The 17,350-nt window shown below is 68.8% G+C and carries 13 protein-coding genes; 8 read left to right on the top strand and 5 right to left on the bottom strand.

The genetic code is table 11. The annotated features are described in order from the left end of the window. Nucleotides 1-111 precede the first annotated feature (111 nt). Nucleotides 112-1,530, bottom strand: a complete 1,419-nt coding sequence (locus AncyloWKF20_RS11485) for a lytic murein transglycosylase (RefSeq protein ID WP_279314204.1) — start codon at nucleotides 1,528-1,530, stop codon at nucleotides 112-114. Between the two features lie 320 nt (nucleotides 1,531-1,850). Here AncyloWKF20_RS11485 and galU point away from each other — a divergent pair, with 320 nt between their 5' ends. Further along, nucleotides 1,851-2,741, top strand: coding sequence for a UTP--glucose-1-phosphate uridylyltransferase GalU (galU, locus tag AncyloWKF20_RS11490; protein WP_279314205.1), 891 nt, complete (start codon nucleotides 1,851-1,853; stop codon nucleotides 2,739-2,741). A gap of 130 nt (nucleotides 2,742-2,871) precedes the next feature. Here galU and clpB read toward each other — a convergent pair whose 3' ends face one another. The 3 genes from clpB to ubiG form a co-directional block, all read right to left on the bottom strand. Further along, entirely contained in the window at nucleotides 2,872-5,502 is a 2,631-nt protein-coding gene (gene clpB, locus AncyloWKF20_RS11495) for an ATP-dependent chaperone ClpB (protein ID WP_279317948.1), read from the bottom strand. A 156-nt stretch (nucleotides 5,503-5,658) separates the two neighbouring features. Then, a complete protein-coding gene (locus AncyloWKF20_RS11500; RefSeq protein WP_279314206.1) occupies nucleotides 5,659-6,915 on the bottom strand; it encodes an MFS transporter in 1,257 nt (418 codons plus the stop codon). A gap of 61 nt (nucleotides 6,916-6,976) precedes the next feature. Beyond that, nucleotides 6,977-7,738: a bifunctional 2-polyprenyl-6-hydroxyphenol methylase/3-demethylubiquinol 3-O-methyltransferase UbiG gene (ubiG, locus tag AncyloWKF20_RS11505; protein WP_279314207.1), complete on the bottom strand. Its 762-nt coding sequence runs from the start codon at nucleotides 7,736-7,738 to the stop codon at nucleotides 6,977-6,979. Between the two features lie 163 nt (nucleotides 7,739-7,901). Between ubiG and AncyloWKF20_RS11510 the strand changes: the two genes are divergently transcribed. The 5 genes from AncyloWKF20_RS11510 (at nucleotide 7,902) to AncyloWKF20_RS11530 (ending at nucleotide 15,205) form a co-directional block, all read left to right on the top strand. Then, entirely contained in the window at nucleotides 7,902-9,152 is a 1,251-nt protein-coding gene (locus tag AncyloWKF20_RS11510) for an aspartate kinase (protein WP_279314208.1), read from the top strand. 81 nt (nucleotides 9,153-9,233) lie between these two features. Next, nucleotides 9,234-11,501 (top strand): phosphoenolpyruvate--protein phosphotransferase, encoded by a 2,268-nt coding sequence (gene ptsP, locus AncyloWKF20_RS11515; RefSeq protein ID WP_279314209.1) that lies wholly within the window; start codon nucleotides 9,234-9,236, stop codon nucleotides 11,499-11,501. Between the two features lie 10 nt (nucleotides 11,502-11,511). Continuing rightward, entirely contained in the window at nucleotides 11,512-12,609 is a 1,098-nt protein-coding gene (gene prfA, locus AncyloWKF20_RS11520; protein ID WP_279314210.1) for a peptide chain release factor 1, read from the top strand. Continuing rightward, nucleotides 12,606-13,457: a peptide chain release factor N(5)-glutamine methyltransferase gene (gene prmC / locus AncyloWKF20_RS11525; RefSeq protein ID WP_279314211.1), complete on the top strand. Its 852-nt coding sequence runs from the start codon at nucleotides 12,606-12,608 to the stop codon at nucleotides 13,455-13,457. The genes prfA and prmC overlap by 4 nt, the downstream gene beginning before the upstream one ends. 584 nt (nucleotides 13,458-14,041) lie before the next feature. Next, entirely contained in the window at nucleotides 14,042-15,205 is a 1,164-nt protein-coding gene (locus AncyloWKF20_RS11530) for a DUF4167 domain-containing protein (protein ID WP_279314212.1), read from the top strand. Between the two features lie 106 nt (nucleotides 15,206-15,311). On the opposite strand, the gene AncyloWKF20_RS11535 is transcribed toward AncyloWKF20_RS11530, so the two are convergent. After that, nucleotides 15,312-16,145: an MOSC domain-containing protein gene (locus AncyloWKF20_RS11535; RefSeq protein WP_279314213.1), complete on the bottom strand. Its 834-nt coding sequence runs from the start codon at nucleotides 16,143-16,145 to the stop codon at nucleotides 15,312-15,314. Nucleotides 16,146-16,316: 171 nt separating this feature from the next. Between AncyloWKF20_RS11535 and thpR the strand changes: the two genes are divergently transcribed. Beyond that, a complete protein-coding gene (gene thpR / locus AncyloWKF20_RS11540; protein ID WP_279314214.1) occupies nucleotides 16,317-16,850 on the top strand; it encodes an RNA 2',3'-cyclic phosphodiesterase in 534 nt (177 codons plus the stop codon). A gap of 59 nt (nucleotides 16,851-16,909) precedes the next feature. After that, complete coding sequence (locus tag AncyloWKF20_RS11545) at nucleotides 16,910-17,323, top strand: YkvA family protein (protein WP_279314215.1); 414 nt, start codon at nucleotides 16,910-16,912, stop codon at nucleotides 17,321-17,323. Nucleotides 17,324-17,350 lie beyond the last annotated feature (27 nt).

Raw genomic sequence — 17,350 nt, forward strand, 5'->3', positions numbered from 1 at the left:
GTGACCTTCCGCCGGCACGTTATGCGCGAGACACCCGATGGGCGCCGCGCCAAAAACCCAGCGTCAGGCGTGAACCATTCTGGCGGCGGTTTCAAGTCCCCGGCCGGCGACCTAGCCGCCGCCACGGTTGCGCAGACTGTCCAGCACCTGGTCGGAGGGGTGGCCGTCCGCCGGCAGGCCGACGCTCACCTGATATTCGCGTACCGCGACGCGCGTCTTGGCGCCGAGAGACCCATCCACTGGCCCGACATCATAGCCGCGCGCGGCGAGGCGCTGCTGGAGTTCGGTGCGCTCAAGCCGCGACAGCGCGCGCGCATCTTCCGGCCAGGGCTGCACGAAGGGCCCGCCGCCACGGATACGGTCGGCGAGATGGCCGATGGCGAGCGCATAGGCGTCCGCCGGGTTGTAGCTGAGGATGGCCTTGAAATTGTCGGTCATCAGGAAGGCCGGCCCCTGCGCCCCGGCGGGCAGCAGCAGATAGGCCACCTCGTCGCCGGCCGGCATGCCCCTGCCCTCCGGGCGGCGCACGCCCATGGCCCACCATTCGCGCATCGGCTTGCGGATGTTCTTGTCGGCCACCGCGTAGTTGAAGCGCGCCGGCAGCACGACCTCATAGCCCCAGGAGCGCCCGGCCTGCCAGCCGCCACGCTTCAGCTTGTTGGCGGTCGAGCCCATGGCGTCGGCGACCGAATCCACCACGTTGCGGTGCCCGTCGCCGTCGAAATCCACGGCGTCGCGCTGGAAGGCGGTGGGCATGAACTGCGTCAGGCCGAAGGCGCCGGCCCAGGAGCCGCGCAGATGGCTCTCGGGAATGTCGCCCTTGTCGACGATGCGCAGCGCGGCGACGAACTCGTCGCGGAAATAGGCCTGCCGCCGGCCGATGCAGGCGAGCGTACCGGTGGCCTGCAGCACGGGATAGGAGCCGCGCGCGCTGCCGTAATTGGTCTCGATGCCCCAGATTGCGGCAACCACATACGGATCGACGCCATAGGAGCGACCCACCGCCTCGAACACGGCGGCGTTCTGCGCCATCGCCTCGCGCCCGCGCCGGATGCGGGTCTCGGAGACCAGCATGGTCACGTAATCGCCCGCCGTGCGGGTGAATTCGGGCTGCGTCTGCAGCTTCTCCATGATGCTCATGTCGGGCTTGAGCCCGACGGTGTAGCGCCGGAAGCCGGCCGCGGAGACGCCGCGCGCACGGGCTTCGGGCTCAAGCGATGCGATGCAGCGGGAGAAATTCGCCTCGGCGCGCGCGAGCGCCGCCGGGGTCATCTCGGGATGGGTCGCGGCCTGCGCCGGCGCCGCCGGAGCGGGGCGCGCCGGCTGGGGTGCGGCCACCGCGCGGGGCGCCGGGGCGTAGCCCGCAGGCGCGGGGCTCGCATAAGCGGTGGGCGCGGCGGGGCGCACGGGGGTCGCGAGCGTGCCCGTCACATCGTCGGGCGAGGCGCAGCCCGCCAGCCCGAGACCCATCATCACCGCGGCGATGCCGCCGGCCGAGCGCCGGCCGTGAACCGTCGTCCGATAACGCATGACGCTTACCCTTACGCGAACCCAAGGCCGGATTAGGGACGCATCACGGTTTCCAAGCGCTTAACGGGGGTCAGGGAATCACAGATGCGCCAGCACGCAGATGAACGGATGCCGAGCGGGCCGGTCCGTGATTGTTCATCCACGCGCCCTATGTTCCCAGGCGCGGCGCGACTGTTGCGTCGCAAAAAAGACGGGGAGCTGATCGCGGCGCCGCGCGTTATAACGAATATGTCATTCATCTGCGGTAGCGGCTAAGCTCCCGAGGCCCGTCCTTTCCGTCCGACTTCGTACCCACCGATCAAGAGCGGCATCACCAGTCCATGGCTACTCCGATACGCAAAGCGATCCTGCCCGTCGCCGGTCTCGGCACCCGTTTCCTGCCGGCCACCAAGGCTGTGCCGAAGGAAATGCTGACGGTGGTGGACCGCCCCGTCGTCCAGCATGTGGTGGACGAGGCGCGCGCCGCCGGCATCGAGCACATTGTCTTCGTCACCGGCCGCAACAAGGGCGTCATCGAGGACCATTTCGACCGCCAGTACGAGCTGGAAGCGACGCTGTCCGAGCGCGGCAAGCATCAGATCCTCGACGCGCTGCGCGAGGAGACGATGGGGCCGGGCAAGACCAGCTTCACCCGCCAGCAGCTGCCGCTCGGCCTCGGCCATGCGGTGTGGTGCGCCCGCGACATCATCGGCAACGAGCCCTTCGCGCTGCTGCTGCCGGACATGCTGCACAAGCCGCGCAACGGCAAGGGCTGCCTGGCGCAGATGGTCGACGCCTACAAAAAGGCGGGCGGCGGCAACCACTTGGCCGTTTATGAGGTGCCGAAGGAGCAGACCGACCAGTACGGCATCGTCGGGCTGGGCGAGCCGCTGTCCGACAATGTGCACCGCATCTCCCGGATGGTGGAGAAGCCGAAGACCAGCCTGGCGCCGTCCAACCTCGCCATCTCCGGCCGCTACATCCTCCAGCCGGAAATCTTCGACCTGCTGGCCACGCAGGAGCGCGGCGCCGGCGGCGAGATCCAGCTGACCGATTCCATGCTCAAGCTGGCGAAAAAGCAGGATTTCTATAGCGTTACCTTTGACGGCTCGATCTATGACTGCGGCTCGAAGCTCGGCTTCCTGATGGCGAATGTCGCCTACGCGCTCTCGCGCCCGGACATCGCCGAGACCTTCCGTCCCGAGCTCGACGCCCTGCTGGCGCAGAGCTGAGACGGCGACGGGCCCGCGATCCCGGATCGGTCCTGCGGACCGTCCGGGATGACGGTTGAACGAAAAAGGGCGCCTCGCGGCGCCCTTTGCTTGTGACCAGTGGGGTGAACAGTCAGGCCAATCAGGCCAGTCAGGCCGCCTCGTCCACCGCACCGGCGCGGGTGTCGAACAGCAGCTCGTTCGCCCCGCGCTCGACCCGCACCACATCGCCATCCTTCACCGTGCCGGCGAGAATGCGGCCGGCGAGCGGATCCTGCAGCAGCTTCTGGATCACGCGCTTCAGCGGGCGCGCGCCATAGGCCGGGTCGTAACCCTTCTCGGCGAGGAAATCGCGCGCCTCCGGCGTGATCTCCAGCGCGATCTTGCGCTCCTCCAGCAGCTTCTCCAGCCGCTTGACCTGGATATCGACGATCGCGCCCATCTGCTCGCGGCGCAGGCGGTGGAACAGCACGATCTCGTCGACGCGGTTGAGGAATTCCGGCCGGAAGTGCGAACGCACAACCGACATGACCTCCTCGCGCACGCCTTCCGAATCCTCGCCGTCCTTCTGCGCGACGAGATATTCGGCGCCGAGATTCGAGGTCATGATGATCAACGTGTTGCGGAAGTCGACCGTGCGGCCCTGCCCGTCCGTCAGGCGCCCGTCATCGAGCACCTGCAGGAGGACGTTGAACACGTCCGGATGCGCCTTCTCCACCTCGTCGAACAGCACGACCTGATAGGGCCGGCGCCGCACCGCCTCGGTCAGCGCCCCGCCCTCCTCATAGCCGACATAGCCGGGAGGCGCGCCGATGAGCCGGGAGACCGCGTGCTTCTCCATGTATTCGGACATGTCGATGCGCACGAGCGCCGTGTCGTCGTCGAACAGGAACGAGGCGAGCGCCTTGGTCAGCTCGGTCTTGCCGACGCCGGTGGGGCCGAGGAAGATGAAGGAGCCGATCGGCCGGTTGGGGTCCTGAAGGCCCGCCCGCGCGCGGCGCACCGCGGTCGAGACGGCCTCCACGGCCTCCTTCTGGCCGACCACGCGGGTGGAGAGCACCTCCTCCATGCGCAGCAGCTTCTCCTTCTCGCCTTCCAGCATCCGGTCGACGGGCACGCCGGTCCAGCGCGAGACGACCTGCGCCACATGATCGGGCGTCACCGCCTCCTCCATCATGGCGCCGGCCTTCACGTCGGCGGCAAGTTCGCGCGCGTCGTCCTTCGCCTCGATGGCGGCGAGCTTCTTCTCCAGCGCCGGGATGGTGCCATAGGCGAGCTCGCCCGCCTTCTGGTACTCGCCATTGCGCTGGGCGATGGCGAGGTCGGCCCGCGCCTTTTCCAGATCGCTCTTCAGCTTCTGGGCGTCGCCGAGCTTTTCCTTTTCCGCCTTCCAGCGCTGGGTGAGCGCGGACGACTGTTCCTCCAGCTCCGCCAGCTCCTTTTCCAGCTTCTTCAGCCGGTCCTTCGAGCCCGCGTCGCTCTCCTTCTTCAGCGCCTCCTGCTCGATGCGCCGGCGCACGATCTCGCGGTCGATGCTGTCCAGTTCCTCGGGCTTGGAATCGACCTGCATGCGCAGGCGCGCGGCCGCCTCATCCACAAGGTCAATCGCCTTGTCGGGCAGGAAGCGGTCGGTGATGTAGCGGTTGGACAGCGTCGCCGCCGCCACCAGGGAGCTGTCGGTGATGCGCACGCCGTGGTGCAGCTCGTACTTCTCCTTGATGCCGCGCAGGATCGAGATCGTGTCCTCCACCGTCGGCTCGGAGACGAAGACGGGCTGGAAGCGGCGGGCGAGCGCCGGGTCCTTCTCCACATGCTTGCGGTACTCGTCGAGCGTGGTCGCGCCGACGCAGTGCAGCTCGCCGCGCGCCAGAGCGGGCTTGAGCAGGTTCGAGGCGTCCATCGCCCCGTCGCTCTTGCCAGCGCCGACCAGCGTGTGCATCTCGTCGATGAAAAGGATGATGCCGCCCTCGGCCGCCGTCACTTCCGACAGCACCGACTTCAGCCGCTCCTCGAACTCGCCGCGATATTTCGCGCCGGCGATGAGCGAGCCCATGTCGAGCGCGAGCAGGCTCTTGTCCTTGAGGCTCTCCGGCACGTCGCCATCGACGATGCGCAAAGCGAGGCCTTCGACGATGGCGGTCTTGCCGACGCCGGGTTCGCCGATCAGCACCGGGTTGTTCTTGGTGCGGCGGGAGAGAACCTGAATGGTGCGGCGGATTTCCTCGTCGCGGCCGATCACCGGGTCGAGCTTGCCCTCGCGCGCCGCCTCAGTCAGGTCGCGGGCGTATTTCTTCAGCGCGTCATAGGCATTTTCCGCCGTCGCGCTATCGGCCGTACGGCCTTTCCGCAGCGCCTCGATGGCGGCGTTGATCCGCTGCGGCGTGGCGCCGGCCTTGGCGAGCACCTTGCCGGCCTCGCTATCCTTCTCCAGCGCGAGAGCGAGCAGCAGCCGCTCGACGGTGACATAGCCGTCGCCCGCCTTCTTGGCCGCCTGTTCGGCCGCCTCGAAGACGCGGGCGGTGCCCGGTGCGAGATAGACCTGCCCGGCGCCCGAGCCCTGCACCTTGGGCAGCTTCTTCAGCGCCGCCTCGGTGTCCGCGAGCACGATGCGCGGATCGCCGCCAGAGCGCTGGATCAGCCCGGCGCACAGGCCCTCGGGATCGTCGAGCAGCACTTTCAACAGGTGCTCGGGGGTGAACTGCTGGTTACCCTCACGAAGGGCAAGCGACTGGGCGGACTGTACAAAGCCGCGCGCGCGTTCGGTATAGGTTTCGAAATTCATCATCTGCCTCCTGGCCCCGCGTCCGCCCTCAAGGCACGAACGCTCACTCGGGACGGCGGCGCCCGTATCCCGGCCACCGCGACGGACCCCGTTGTGGCGATCCGTCGGTCTTCATGTAGTGTGGCCTATCGGCAACGGAAGGGGCGTTGAGCGGGATCAAGCCGGTCTTTTTACCGGAGCGCCCGGCGGGAGGGTGGCGGAGGCCGTCGTCGCCGCGTCGCCACCGGGCGCGCCACCGAGGAGATAGGCGCTCGCGGCCACCAGCGCGACCGCGCCAAGCGTCAGAAAGGCGGCCGGGTAGCCGGTATATTGCGCCACAAGGCCCGCCAGCGTCGTCGACAGCGCCGCACCGATTCCCTGCGCCGTCATCACCAGCCCGAGCCCGACATTGAAGCGCCCCGTGCCCTGAAGGATTCGCGCGACGATGCCGGGCGTGGCGACCCCAAGCAGCCCGGCGCCGACGCCGTCGAGGATCTGCACCGGGTAGAGCCCGAGACCGATGTCCCATTGCGTCGCCGCGGCCGCGATGAGGCCGCGCAGGGGCAAGGCGAGGAGCGCCGCCAGCAGCACCAGCCGGTAGCCCCGCGTCTGCGCAAGGCGCGCGGCGAGAAGCGCCATCGGGATCATCGTCGCCTGCGCCACCACCACGGTCAGCGCCGTCAGCGCCGAGGGGTCGCCGGCGCCACGCGCAACCATCCCCTGCCCGAACAGCGGCAGCATGGCGGCGTTGCCCAGATGGAACAGCCCCATGGTTACGGCGACGGTGAGCAGGCGCCGGTCGGCCAGCAGGCTGCGCCAGCCTTCCGCGCCACGCCCGTTCTCCGCCGCGGGGGCCAGGCCGCGGGCGGCCTCATGGTCGATATCGCCCGCCCGGACGGCGAGCACCGACAGCACGGTGCCGACCGCCATCGCCGCCATCAGCGCGAAGACCGCCGGCAGGCCGAGCCACCAGCCGAGCACGCCGGCGAGCACGGCGGCTAGGATGTTGCCGGCATGGTTGAACGCCTCGTTGCGGCCGAGCTGCCGGTCGAAGCCGCCCGGACCGACAAGGCCGAGGGTGATGCCGGCCACTGCCGGCCCAAGGGCCGCCGCCGCGATGCCGTTCACCGCCTGCGCCAGAGCGACGACACCGAAGCTCGGCGCCAGCAGGATGGCCATGGAGGCGACGATGACCACCGCCGAGCCGATCACGACGATCGCCCGCTTGGCGCGGCTCGAATCGACCAGCGCTCCCATGGGTATGGTGGCGACCATGCCGGCGAGGCCGCCCAGCGTCATCACCAGCCCGATCTCGCCGGGGCCCCACTGTTTCTGCTGGAGAAAAACGCCGAGAAACGGCCCGAGCCCGTCCCGCACGTCCGAGAGGAACAGGTTCAGCGAGGCGAGCGCGGCGAGGGAGGATATGGCAGCCATGGGCGGCCTCCTGGTGAGGTCAGCCCATCAAGCGCCCGGAGCCCCTGGAGTTCCCGATTACCTAGGGGGAGACAGGCGCGCCCGCCGGGCGCTCGGCCAGCATCATGTAGTTGATCGACAGATCGCTGGAGCGCCGCCACTCATCGGCAAGCGGGTTGAACACCACGCCCTGCCGGTCGATCACGCGCAGGCCGCCGGCCGCCAGCGCCGCCTCCAGCTCATCCGGGGTGACGAACTTGTTCCAGTCATGCGTGCCCTTGGGCAGCCAGCCCAGCACATATTCGGCACCGACAATGGCGAGGGCGAAGGCGCGCTTGGTGCGGTTCAACGTCGCCGCGATCATCAGGCCGCCCGGCTTCACCATCTCGCTGGCGCGGGCGAGGAACAGGCCGACATCAGCGACATGCTCGACGACCTCCATCGCCATCACCACGTCGAATCGCTCGCCGGCATCGGCCAGAGCCTCGGCGGTCGTCGCGCGATAATCGACGGGAATGCCGCTCTCCTGCGCATGCAGGCTGGCGATGCGCACATTGCGCTCGGCCGGGTCGATGCCGACGACATCAGCTCCCATGCGCGCCAGCGGCTCGCTCAAAAGCCCGCCGCCGCAGCCGATGTCCACAAGGCGCAGCCCCTCCAGCGGACGGATGGCGCGCGGGTCGCGGCCGAAATGCGCGGTGAGATGTTCCCGCAGATAGGCGAGGCGCACCGGGTTGAACTTGTGCAGCACGCGCATCTTGCCGCGCGGGTTCCACCACTCGGCGGCGAGCGCGGCGAAGCGCTCGACCTCGCGGGGATCGACGGTGGTGGCGGTCTCGGTCATCGCAACTCTCGCAGGCTGTCCGGGTGGTTCCCGAAACGTTTCCAAGCTCGCGCGGGCCCGTTGCGGGGCGGGCACGAGGTGGATATGTATACGCGCCTTTTGGGCCGGGAGCCCACTTCTCCCGCCCGGCCCCCGACAAAAGAACGGTTTACGGTTTCCCGCAATGGCACGTCTGGTGATGAAGTTCGGCGGCACATCGGTCGCCAACATTGAGCGCATTCGCAATGTGGCGCGCCATGTGAAACGGGAGATCGAGGCGGGCCACGAGGTGGCGGTGGTGGTCTCGGCCATGTCCGGCAAGACCAATGAGCTGGTCGGCTGGTGCCGCGAGACCGCCGTGCTGCACGACGCCCGCGAATATGACGCCATCGTCGCCTCGGGCGAGCTGGTGACTTCCGGCCTGCTGGCCATCGCGCTGCAGGACATGGGCATTCCGGCCCGCTCCTGGCAGGGCTGGCAGCTCCCCATCTCCACCGACGACGCCCATGGCTCGGCCCGCATCCTCGACGTGAACGGGGCGAACATCATCGAGCGCTTCGCCCATGGCGAGGTGGCGGTGATCGCTGGCTTCCAGGGCATCCACCTGCCCTCCGGCCGGGTAACCACGCTCGGGCGCGGCGGTTCCGATACCAGCGCGGTGGCTGTCGCCGCCGGCATCAAGGCCGACCGCTGCGACATCTACACCGACGTCGACGGCGTCTACACCACCGACCCCCGCATCGTTCCCAAGGCGAAGCGGCTGGACAAGGTGGCATTCGAGGAAATGCTGGAAATGGCCTCGCTCGGGGCCAAGGTGCTTCAGGTGCGCTCGGTCGAGCTCGCCATGGTGCACAAGGTGCGCACCTTCGTGCGCTCCAGCTTCACCGATCCGAATGCCCCGGAACTCATGACCGCCGGCGACCCGCCCGGCACCCTGATCTGCGACGAGGAGGAAATCGTGGAGAGTGAAGTCGTCACCGGCATCGCCTTCGCCCGGGACGAAGCCCAGGTGAGCATCCGCCGCGTGCCGGACAAGCCTGGCATCGCCGCCAGCGTGTTCGTGCCGCTCGCCGACGCCCACATCAATGTCGACATGATCGTGCAGAACATTTCGGCCGAGGGCTTCACCGACATCACCTTCACCGTCCCGACCGCCGATTTCGAGCGCGCCAAGGCGGCCCTCGCCGTGGTGAAGGACGATATCGGCTTCGAGACCATCGAGGGCGCGACGGATGTCGTGAAGATCTCGGTGATCGGCATCGGCATGCGCTCGCATGCCGGCGTCGCGGCGAAGGCGTTCAAGGCGCTGTCCGAGCGCGGCATCAACATCCGTGCCATCTCGACCTCCGAGATCAAGATCTCGGTGCTGATCGATGCGGCCTATACCGAACTTGCCGTTCGGACGCTGCATTCGGTATACGGGCTGGACGCCTGATCGAGGGCTAACGGCGCGGCCTGAGTCGCGCCTTCACAAGAACCTCCGGGACTTTCCGGTCCCGGAAACCGAGGACGGCCAATGCGTGGCGCGCTCGGCGGCCCGCGCGTGCTTTTGAGACGGCTTCGCGAGGTCATGGCGGAGCCGGTCAGCGCGCAGGACCGCCTCGACAAGATCGTCGTTCTGATCGCGGCCAACATGGTGGCCGAGGTCTGCTCGGTCTATGTGCTGCGCGTCGACGGCACGCTCGAACTCTATGCCACCGAAGGTCTGAACCGCTCGGCGGTGCATTTGACCGTCATGCGCATCGACGAGGGCCTCGTCGGCACGGTGGCGCGCGAGGCGGAACCGATCAGCCTGTCCAACGCGCAGGCGCACCCGGCCTTCTCCTACCGCCCGGAAACGGGCGAAGAGATCTACCACTCCTTCCTCGGCGTGCCGATCCTGCGCTCCGGCAACACGCTCGGCGTGCTCGTCGTGCAGAACCGCGCGCACCGCTCCTACACCGAGGAGGAGATCGAGGCGCTGCAGACCACCGCCATGGTGCTGGCGGAGATCATCGCCTCGGGTGAACTCACCGCCATGGCGCTGCCCGGCGCCGAGCCCGCCGCCCGCCGCCCGCTGCATCTCACCGGCCTCGCGCTGTCGGAGGGCATCGGCCTCGGCCATGTGGTGCTGCATGAGCCGCGCATCGAGGTGACCAAGGTCATCGCGGATGACCTCCCGGCCGAGCTGAACCGGCTCGACGGCGCGGTCCAGACGCTGCGCGCCTCGATCGACATCATGCTGGAGGACGAGGGCGTCGCCCGCGTCGGCGAGCACCGCGACATTCTCGAAGCCTACCGCATGTTCGCCCATGATCGCGGCTGGATCGGCCGGATGCGCGAGGCGGTGATGACCGGCCTCACCGCCGAGGGCGCGGTGGAGCGCGTGCAGTCGGACACCCGCGCGCGCATGCTGCGCATGACCGATCCTTATCTGCGCGAGCGGATGCACGATCTCGACGATCTGGCCAACCGCCTGCTGCGCCAGCTCACCGGCCGCTCCGGCGGGCCCGAGCAGAACAAGCTGCCGGACAACGCCATCATCGTCGCCCGCAATATGAGCCCGGCGGCGCTGCTGGACTATGACCGCACGCGCATTCGCGGCCTGGTGCTGGAAGAAGGCGCGGCGACGAGCCACCTCACCATCGTTGCCCGTGCGCTCGGCATCGCCGCCGTCGGCCATGTCGAGAACATCGTCGGCGTGGTCGATGCCGGCGACGCCATCATCGTCGACGGCATTGGCGGCGAGGTGCATGTGCGCCCGCCGGCCGATGTCGAGGTGGCCTATGCCGAGAAGGTGCGCTTCCGCGCCAAACGGCTCGAGCAATATGCCGCGCTGCGCGACCTGCCGACCGTCACCAAGGACGGGGTGGAGGTCGAGTTGCACCTCAATGCCGGCCTGCTGGTCGACCTGCCGCATATCGAGGAGACCGGTGCCTCCGGCATCGGGCTGTTCCGCACCGAACTCCAGTTCATGATCGCCTCGGCCTTCCCGCGCACCAATGAGCAGCTCAAGCTCTACCGCTCGGTGCTGGACGTGGCCGGCGACCGGCCCGTGGTGTTCCGCACGCTCGACATCGGCGGCGACAAGGTGCTGCCCTATATGCGTGCGATCGAGGAGGAGAACCCGGCCCTCGGCTGGCGCGCCATCCGCCTCGGCCTCGACCGGCCGGGCCTGTTGCGCAGCCAGGTCCGCGCGCTGCTGCGGGCGGCGACGGGGCGCGAACTGCGCCTCATCTTCCCGATGGTGTCGGCGGTGGAGGAATTCGACCGCGCGCGCCACATCGTCGAGCGCGAGCTGACCCATCTGCGCCGCCACGGCCATGGCCTGCCCGACCGCGTGCTGATCGGCGTGATGCTGGAAGTGCCGGCGCTGCTGTTCCAGCTCGACCAGCTGTTCGAGAAGGTGGATTTCGCCTCCGTCGGCTCCAACGATCTCGTCCAGTTCCTCTACGCCGCCGATCGCGGCAACCCGCGTGTCGCCGACCGGTTCGACGCGCTGGCGCCCTCGACGCTGCGCGCGCTGAAGCTCATCGCCGACAAGGCGGCCGAGTACGGCAAGTCGGTGACGCTGTGCGGCGAGCTGGCCTCGCGCCCGCTGGAGGCGCTGGCGCTGGCGGCCATCGGCTATCGCAAGCTGTCGCTCTCGCCCGCCTCCTATGGCCCGGTGAAGGCGATGCTGCTGGAACTCGACCTCGGCGCGGTCTCAAAGCTGGTGGCGCCGCTGCTCGCCGTCGGCTCGGACGTCTCGACGCTGCGGCCCCAGCTCAAGGCCTTCGCCGAGAAAGCCGGCCTTCCGCTGTGAGTGCCCGCCCGTGACCGCCCTCCCCGATGCCCGGCTGGACCAGTTGCTCGCGCGCCACGCGGAGATCGAGCACGCGCTCTCCGGCAGCCCGGATGCGGAAACCTATGTCCGCCTCTCCCGCGAATTCTCCGATCTCGCCCCGCTGATCGAGAGCGTGAAGGCGCTGCGGGCGGCCGAGCGCGACCGCAAGGGCGCGCAGGCGCTGATCGACGATGCGGCGGGCGACGCAGAAATGACCGAGCTTGCCCGCGAGGAAGCCCGCGAGCTCGACGCGCGGATCGAGGAGCTCAGCCATGCGGTGCGCCTCGCCCTGCTGCCCAAGGACGCGATGGATGCGCGCGGCGTCATCCTCGAAGTGCGCGGCGGCACCGGCGGCGACGAGGCGGCGCTGTTCGCCGGCGACCTTTTTCGCATGTATGAGCGCTTCGCCGCGCTGAATGGCTGGTCCGTCGAGGTGCTCTCGCTGACCGAGGGCACGGCGGGCGGCTACAAGGAAATCATCGCCGCGCTGCATGGCGCCGGCGCCTATGCCAAGCTGAAATTCGAATCGGGCGTTCATCGCGTGCAGCGTGTGCCGGAGACCGAAGCTTCCGGGCGCATCCACACCTCCGCCGCGACCGTGGCGGTGCTGCCGGAAGTCGAGGCGGTCGATATCGATATCAACGAATCCGACCTGCGCATCGACGTGTTCCGCGCCTCCGGCGCCGGCGGCCAGCACGTCAACAAGACCGAGAGCGCGGTGCGCATCACCCACATCCCCACCGGCACGGTGGTCGCCGTGCAGGATGAGCGCTCGCAGCACAAGAACAAGGCCCGCGCCATGGGCCTCCTGCGCGCGCGCCTGTTCGAGGCCGAGCGCGAGAAGCGCGATTCGGCCCGCGCCAGCGAGCGCAAGGTGCAGGTCGGCTCGGGCGACCGCTCCGAGCGCATCCGCACCTACAACTACCCGCAGGGCCGCGTGACCGACCACCGCATCGGGCTGACCCTCTACAAGCTGCCGGAAATCGTCGCCGGCGAGGGGCTGGGCGAGCTGGTCGAGGCGCTGACCACCGAATATCAGGCCGCGCTGCTGGCGGAAGCCGAGAGCGCCGGCTGGGGCGAGCGGTGAACCGCCGGGCGGACCTGCTGCGCGCCCTCGCGGCGCGCTTTGCCGCCGCCGGACTGGAGACGCCCGAGCGCGAAGCCCGCGCCCTGCTGCGGGCCGCGCTCGGTCTCTCCGATCTCGATCTGGTGGCCCGTGGCGATGTGCTCGTGTCGGACGACGACGCCGCGCGCTTAGGGGCCCTCGCCGCCCGCCGCGCGAGCGGCGAGCCGCTGGCCCGCCTCACCGGCGACCGCGAATTCTGGAGCCTCGATTTCGCGCTCGCGCCCGACACGCTGGTGCCCCGGCCCGACACCGAGACGCTGATCGAGGCGGCGCTGGAGGCGTTTCCCGACCATCAGGCAGCCCTGCGCATCCTCGATCTCGGCACCGGCTCGGGCGCCATCCTCGCGGCGCTGCTCAGCGAGTATCCGGCAGCGTGGGGGCTGGGTATCGATCTGTCGGAGGGCGCCGCACGGCAGGCGCGGGCAAATCTCGAACGGCTCGGGCTGGCCGACCGCGCCGCGATCCTCGTCGGCGCCTGGGACACGGGGATTTCCGGCCGCTTCGATCTGGTGGTCTCCAATCCGCCTTATATTGCCAGCACGGATATACCCATGCTGGATGTGGAGGTGCGCACGCACGACCCGCTTCTGGCGCTCGACGGCGGTGCGGACGGGCTCGACGCCTACCGCGCCATCGCCGCCGCCCTGCCGCGCCTTCTGGCGCCGGGAGGGCGGGCGATCCTGGAACTCGGCATCGGCCAGGAGACCGATGTGGCGGCCCTGCTCGCGGCGAGCGGCGTTCCGGCGGAGGGGCCGGCACGGCGCGATCTGGGCGATGTCGCCCGCGCCATAGTGACCGCTCCGGCCTGATTTTACTGGGTCTGTGGCAAAAAAGCTCTTGGAACGAGGTATCGAACCGACTAGTGTCCAGAATAGGAATCGACCCGAGACATCATCCGCCACATAGCGATCCTGTCTGCTGCGCCTCCCGAGAGACGTTGCGATGGCGTTAGGCGACGACCCCCTTGAGGATGCGTCGATTGTTTCAGGGTCAGAATGCTTCACGGTTTTATCGGTGCGGCCTTGGTTGCACGATGAAGCATGGGAATGGCTGAAGCGCGACGTTGCGCTCGCCGGATTGGGGCCGGGTAATCGGTTTCAATCGTTCGCAGCCGGCTTGGCCGGTCGCGGGGCATCTTGACGATGCGCTCCCATGGCAGGACGTCCAGTGGTCGGTGGCGACCCTCGGCGCGCAGAAGCCTGAAGGCTTCGGCTGTCGTCGGGTTGCCGTCGATCCGGGACAGGTTTTCCCGACGCTCCCACTCCCGAACGGCCCATGCCGCATGGCCAAGCCCGAACGGAGCCGGAATGGCGGATAGTTAGGCGATGGACCCGCCTGTACCCGAACCGGGGTGACCCCACCGGCGGTGTACCGGCATCAGAGACCCAGCTCGATGCGAAATAACAACCAGCAGAAGCGTATGCGTGGCCGGAACAATAACCGGCGCAGCCAGAACCCGCTCACCCGCGTCTATGAGTCGAACGGCCCGGATGTGAAGGTGCGCGGCACGGCCCAGCACATCGTCGAGAAGTACCAGCAGCTGGCGCGCGACGCGCAGGCATCGGGCGACCATGTCGCCGCCGAGAACTATCTGCAGCACGCGGAGCACTATTACCGCATCATCGTCGCCGCTCAGGCGCAGTTCGGCGTGCAGGGCCAGCCCTTCAGCCGCAACGACGACGAAGAGTATGACGAGGACTTCGAGGAGGGCGGCGCCGACAATCAGCCGGCCTTCCAGGCCCGCGAGCCGCAGCACCCGCGCGACAATGGCCGTGACAACGGCAATCGGGATGGGAACCGCGACGGTAATCGCGACAACGGGAACCGTGAGAACGGCAACCGCGACAACGCCCCGCGCGACTTCTACCGCGACCGCGACAACCGCGACCGTGACAACCGGGATCGCGACAATCGCGACCGGGACAACCGTGATCGTGGCGACCGCAACCGTGACCGGAACCAGGAGCGCGGCCAGGATCGTAATCCCGACCGGAATCAGGAGCGCAATCCCGACCGGAGCCAGGACCGCGGCCAGGACCGCAATCAGGACCGTGGCGAGCGCGCCCCGCGCGAGGAGCGTGGCGAGGGTCGCGAGAATCGCTGGCGCGACCGTCCCTTCCGCGAGCCGCGCGAGCCCCGCGTCGAGACGGGCGAGAACGCCGCCTATCGCGATCCCGCGCAGCAGCCGCAGCCGCGCCTTGGCCCGGCGGTCGAGGTCGAGATCGGCCTGCCGGCCTTCATCACCCAGGCGACCACCCCCGCCCCGGTGGCGCCCGCTCCGCGCGCTGAAGCCCCGGCCGAAGCGCCCGTGAAGGCGGAAGCCCCGGTCGCCACCGCGCCGGCCGCGCCCGCCAAGGAGCCGCGCGCCCCGCGTCGCGCCAAGGCTCCGCCGGCCGAGGCCCCCGCCGCCGAAGCCCCGGTGGAAGCCGCGCCCAAGGCTGAGGAAGGCGAGGCCCGCGCGCCGCGCACCCGCCGCCGCCGCTACCGCGCCGCGGAAGGCGAGGTCGAGGGCGGCAGCGAGGCGGCAAGCCCCGCCCCCGCCGAAGCCGGCGAGTGAGCCGGTAGCGCCATCACAATGCAAAAAGGCCCGGCTGAGCCGGGCCTTTTCTTTCGGCGATGAGCGAAAGATCGGTGGTGAAGGCTGTTGCCTCGCCGGCTCGCCTTCAGAGCGTGATGCGCAGCGAATCGCCCTCGGCCAGCAGGCCGCCCTGCACCACTTCGGCGAAGATGCCGCAATAGGCATGGCCGAGCGTGCGCATCAGCGTGCCCGGCACGTCGAGATCGCGCTTGGCCGTGACGGGGTCCACATTGGTCGCCGCGCAGCGGATGATCCGCTCCGTGATCCGCAGCTTCACATGATTGCCGACATCGATGGTCTGGCCGACGAGGTCGAACTCCTCCCAGGGCTCCAGCCCGTCGAGGTAGAGATTGGCCCGGAAGCGCAGCGGGTCGACCGGCTGGCCGATGACCTCCCCCAGCGCCCGGCAGCTCGCCAGATTGATCAGCGAGATAAAACCCTCCGTCGTGTCGACGAAGCGGAAGCCCTCGGGAGCCGTCAGCACCTTGGGCGCGCCGCGCAGCTCATAGCGCGAGTAGCGCTGGAAGAAGCCCTCAATGGCCGCCCGCCCCTCGGGGGTGCGCAGATCGCCGCGCACGGCCTCCGTGCCTTCGTGCACGATCACCAGCTCGCCCGACGCATCGTCGTAGCGCGCGTCGAGCGCGGCGAGACGCTCATTGCGCATCAGCATGAGGAACTTGATCTTGGGCTGGAAGGCCGGCGCCTCGGGAATGAAGCCCGACGGGCCATTCTCGATGGCGAAGAGCCGGTCTCCCGGAAAATAGCGCCCCGCCTCCAGCTCGACCACGTCGAGCCGCTCGGGGGTCAGCCCCTTCACCGGATAACGGTAGATCGAGGCAAGGGTGGCAAAGGTGATCGGCGCCGCCGGAGCGGGCGTCTCGGCGGCGGGAAGTTCCGCATCTTCGGTCGATTCGCTCATCGCCCATATCCTATAGGCTTCCGGCACGCCCGTCAGCTTCGGCGGGAACGTCCGCGGGGGATGTCGACGCGGGGCGCGTTTTCGTCCTGTCGCATTTTCCGCTTTTCCTCGGCTGGCGAATCCGTGTCAAATCGATCCGGTTTCCTGGCAGGAAAATCACAGGAGGGGGCCATGCCGCGGCTCTTCACCGCCCTCGAAATTCCCTCGGACATAGCGGAGACGCTGTCGATGCTGCGCGGGGGCCTGCCCGGCGCCCGTTGGATCAGCCCCGAATTCTACCATGTGACGCTGCGTTTCATCGGCGACGTGGACCACGCGGTCGCCCGCGACGCGGCGGCAGCGCTCGACGAGATCGACCGCTTCGGCTTCGATCTCACGCTGGCGGGCGTCGACCAGTTCGGCAATCACAAGCCGCATTCCATCTTCGCCGGCGTGAAGGCCAATGACGCGCTGAACGACCTGCAGGCCGAGCATGAGCGGGCGATGAAGCGCATCGGCCTGCCGCCGGAGGGGCGCAACTTCAAGCCGCATGTGACCCTCGCCCGGCTGCGCGACGTGCCACCCCGGCAAGTGGCGGAATATCTCGCCTTGCGCGGCTATTTCCGCAGCCCGACCTTCGAGGTCGGCCGCTTCGTGCTCTATTCCTCGCGCGATTCCGTCGGCGGCGGGCCCTACCGGCTGGAGGCCGCCTATCCGCTGATGTGACCGGCGATCTTGCGCGCGGGCCCGCCCACGGCCATCTCGATCGGCAGGAGGAGTTGCCGATGGCTGCACGACGCGACACTGTTCTGGATGCCGACGCCTTTGCGGCCGACGCATTCGATCCCGACAACCCGGCGGGTTTTGCCGCCTCGCCGGAGGATGAGGCACGGGTGCGGGCCGGCTTCTTCCGCAAGCTGGCCGGTGTCGCCACCCGCGTGCCCTTCGCCGAGGAGGCGACCGCCGCCTATTACTGCGCGCTTGACCGGCAGACGCCGACACGGGTCCGCGCCCTGCTATTCGGCGCCCTCGCCTATTTCCTGCTGCCCACCGACGCGCTGCCGGACATTTTTCCCGCCATCGGCTTCACCGACGACGCGGCGGTGATCGCCACCGCGCTCAACATGCTCGCGGGCCATATCGCCCCGGCGCACCGCGCCGCCGCCCGCGCCGCGCTCGACCGGCTGGCCGGGCGCTGATGGCGCCGCTGGCGGGCCGATTCCGGT

It is taken from the genome of Ancylobacter sp. WKF20 (assembly GCF_029760895.1).
Taxonomy (GTDB): domain Bacteria; phylum Pseudomonadota; class Alphaproteobacteria; order Rhizobiales; family Xanthobacteraceae; genus Ancylobacter.

What these genes read in the sequence shown, in the direction of transcription:
- AncyloWKF20_RS11485 (WP_279314204.1), bottom strand. Translation starts at nt 1,530, where the DNA reads ATGCGTTATCGGACGACGGTTCACGGCCGGCGCTCGGCCGGCGGCATC.
- galU (WP_279314205.1), top strand. Translation starts at nt 1,851, where the DNA reads ATGGCTACTCCGATACGCAAAGCGATCCTGCCCGTCGCCGGTCTCGGC.
- clpB (WP_279317948.1), bottom strand. Translation starts at nt 5,502, where the DNA reads ATGAATTTCGAAACCTATACCGAACGCGCGCGCGGCTTTGTACAGTCC.
- AncyloWKF20_RS11500 (WP_279314206.1), bottom strand. Translation starts at nt 6,915, where the DNA reads ATGGCTGCCATATCCTCCCTCGCCGCGCTCGCCTCGCTGAACCTGTTC.
- ubiG (WP_279314207.1), bottom strand. Translation starts at nt 7,738, where the DNA reads ATGACCGAGACCGCCACCACCGTCGATCCCCGCGAGGTCGAGCGCTTC.
- AncyloWKF20_RS11510 (WP_279314208.1), top strand. Translation starts at nt 7,902, where the DNA reads ATGGCACGTCTGGTGATGAAGTTCGGCGGCACATCGGTCGCCAACATT.
- ptsP (WP_279314209.1), top strand. Translation starts at nt 9,234, where the DNA reads ATGCGTGGCGCGCTCGGCGGCCCGCGCGTGCTTTTGAGACGGCTTCGC.
- AncyloWKF20_RS11530 (WP_279314212.1), top strand. Translation starts at nt 14,042, where the DNA reads ATGCGAAATAACAACCAGCAGAAGCGTATGCGTGGCCGGAACAATAAC.
- AncyloWKF20_RS11535 (WP_279314213.1), bottom strand. Translation starts at nt 16,145, where the DNA reads ATGAGCGAATCGACCGAAGATGCGGAACTTCCCGCCGCCGAGACGCCC.
- thpR (WP_279314214.1), top strand. Translation starts at nt 16,317, where the DNA reads ATGCCGCGGCTCTTCACCGCCCTCGAAATTCCCTCGGACATAGCGGAG.
- AncyloWKF20_RS11545 (WP_279314215.1), top strand. Translation starts at nt 16,910, where the DNA reads ATGGCTGCACGACGCGACACTGTTCTGGATGCCGACGCCTTTGCGGCC.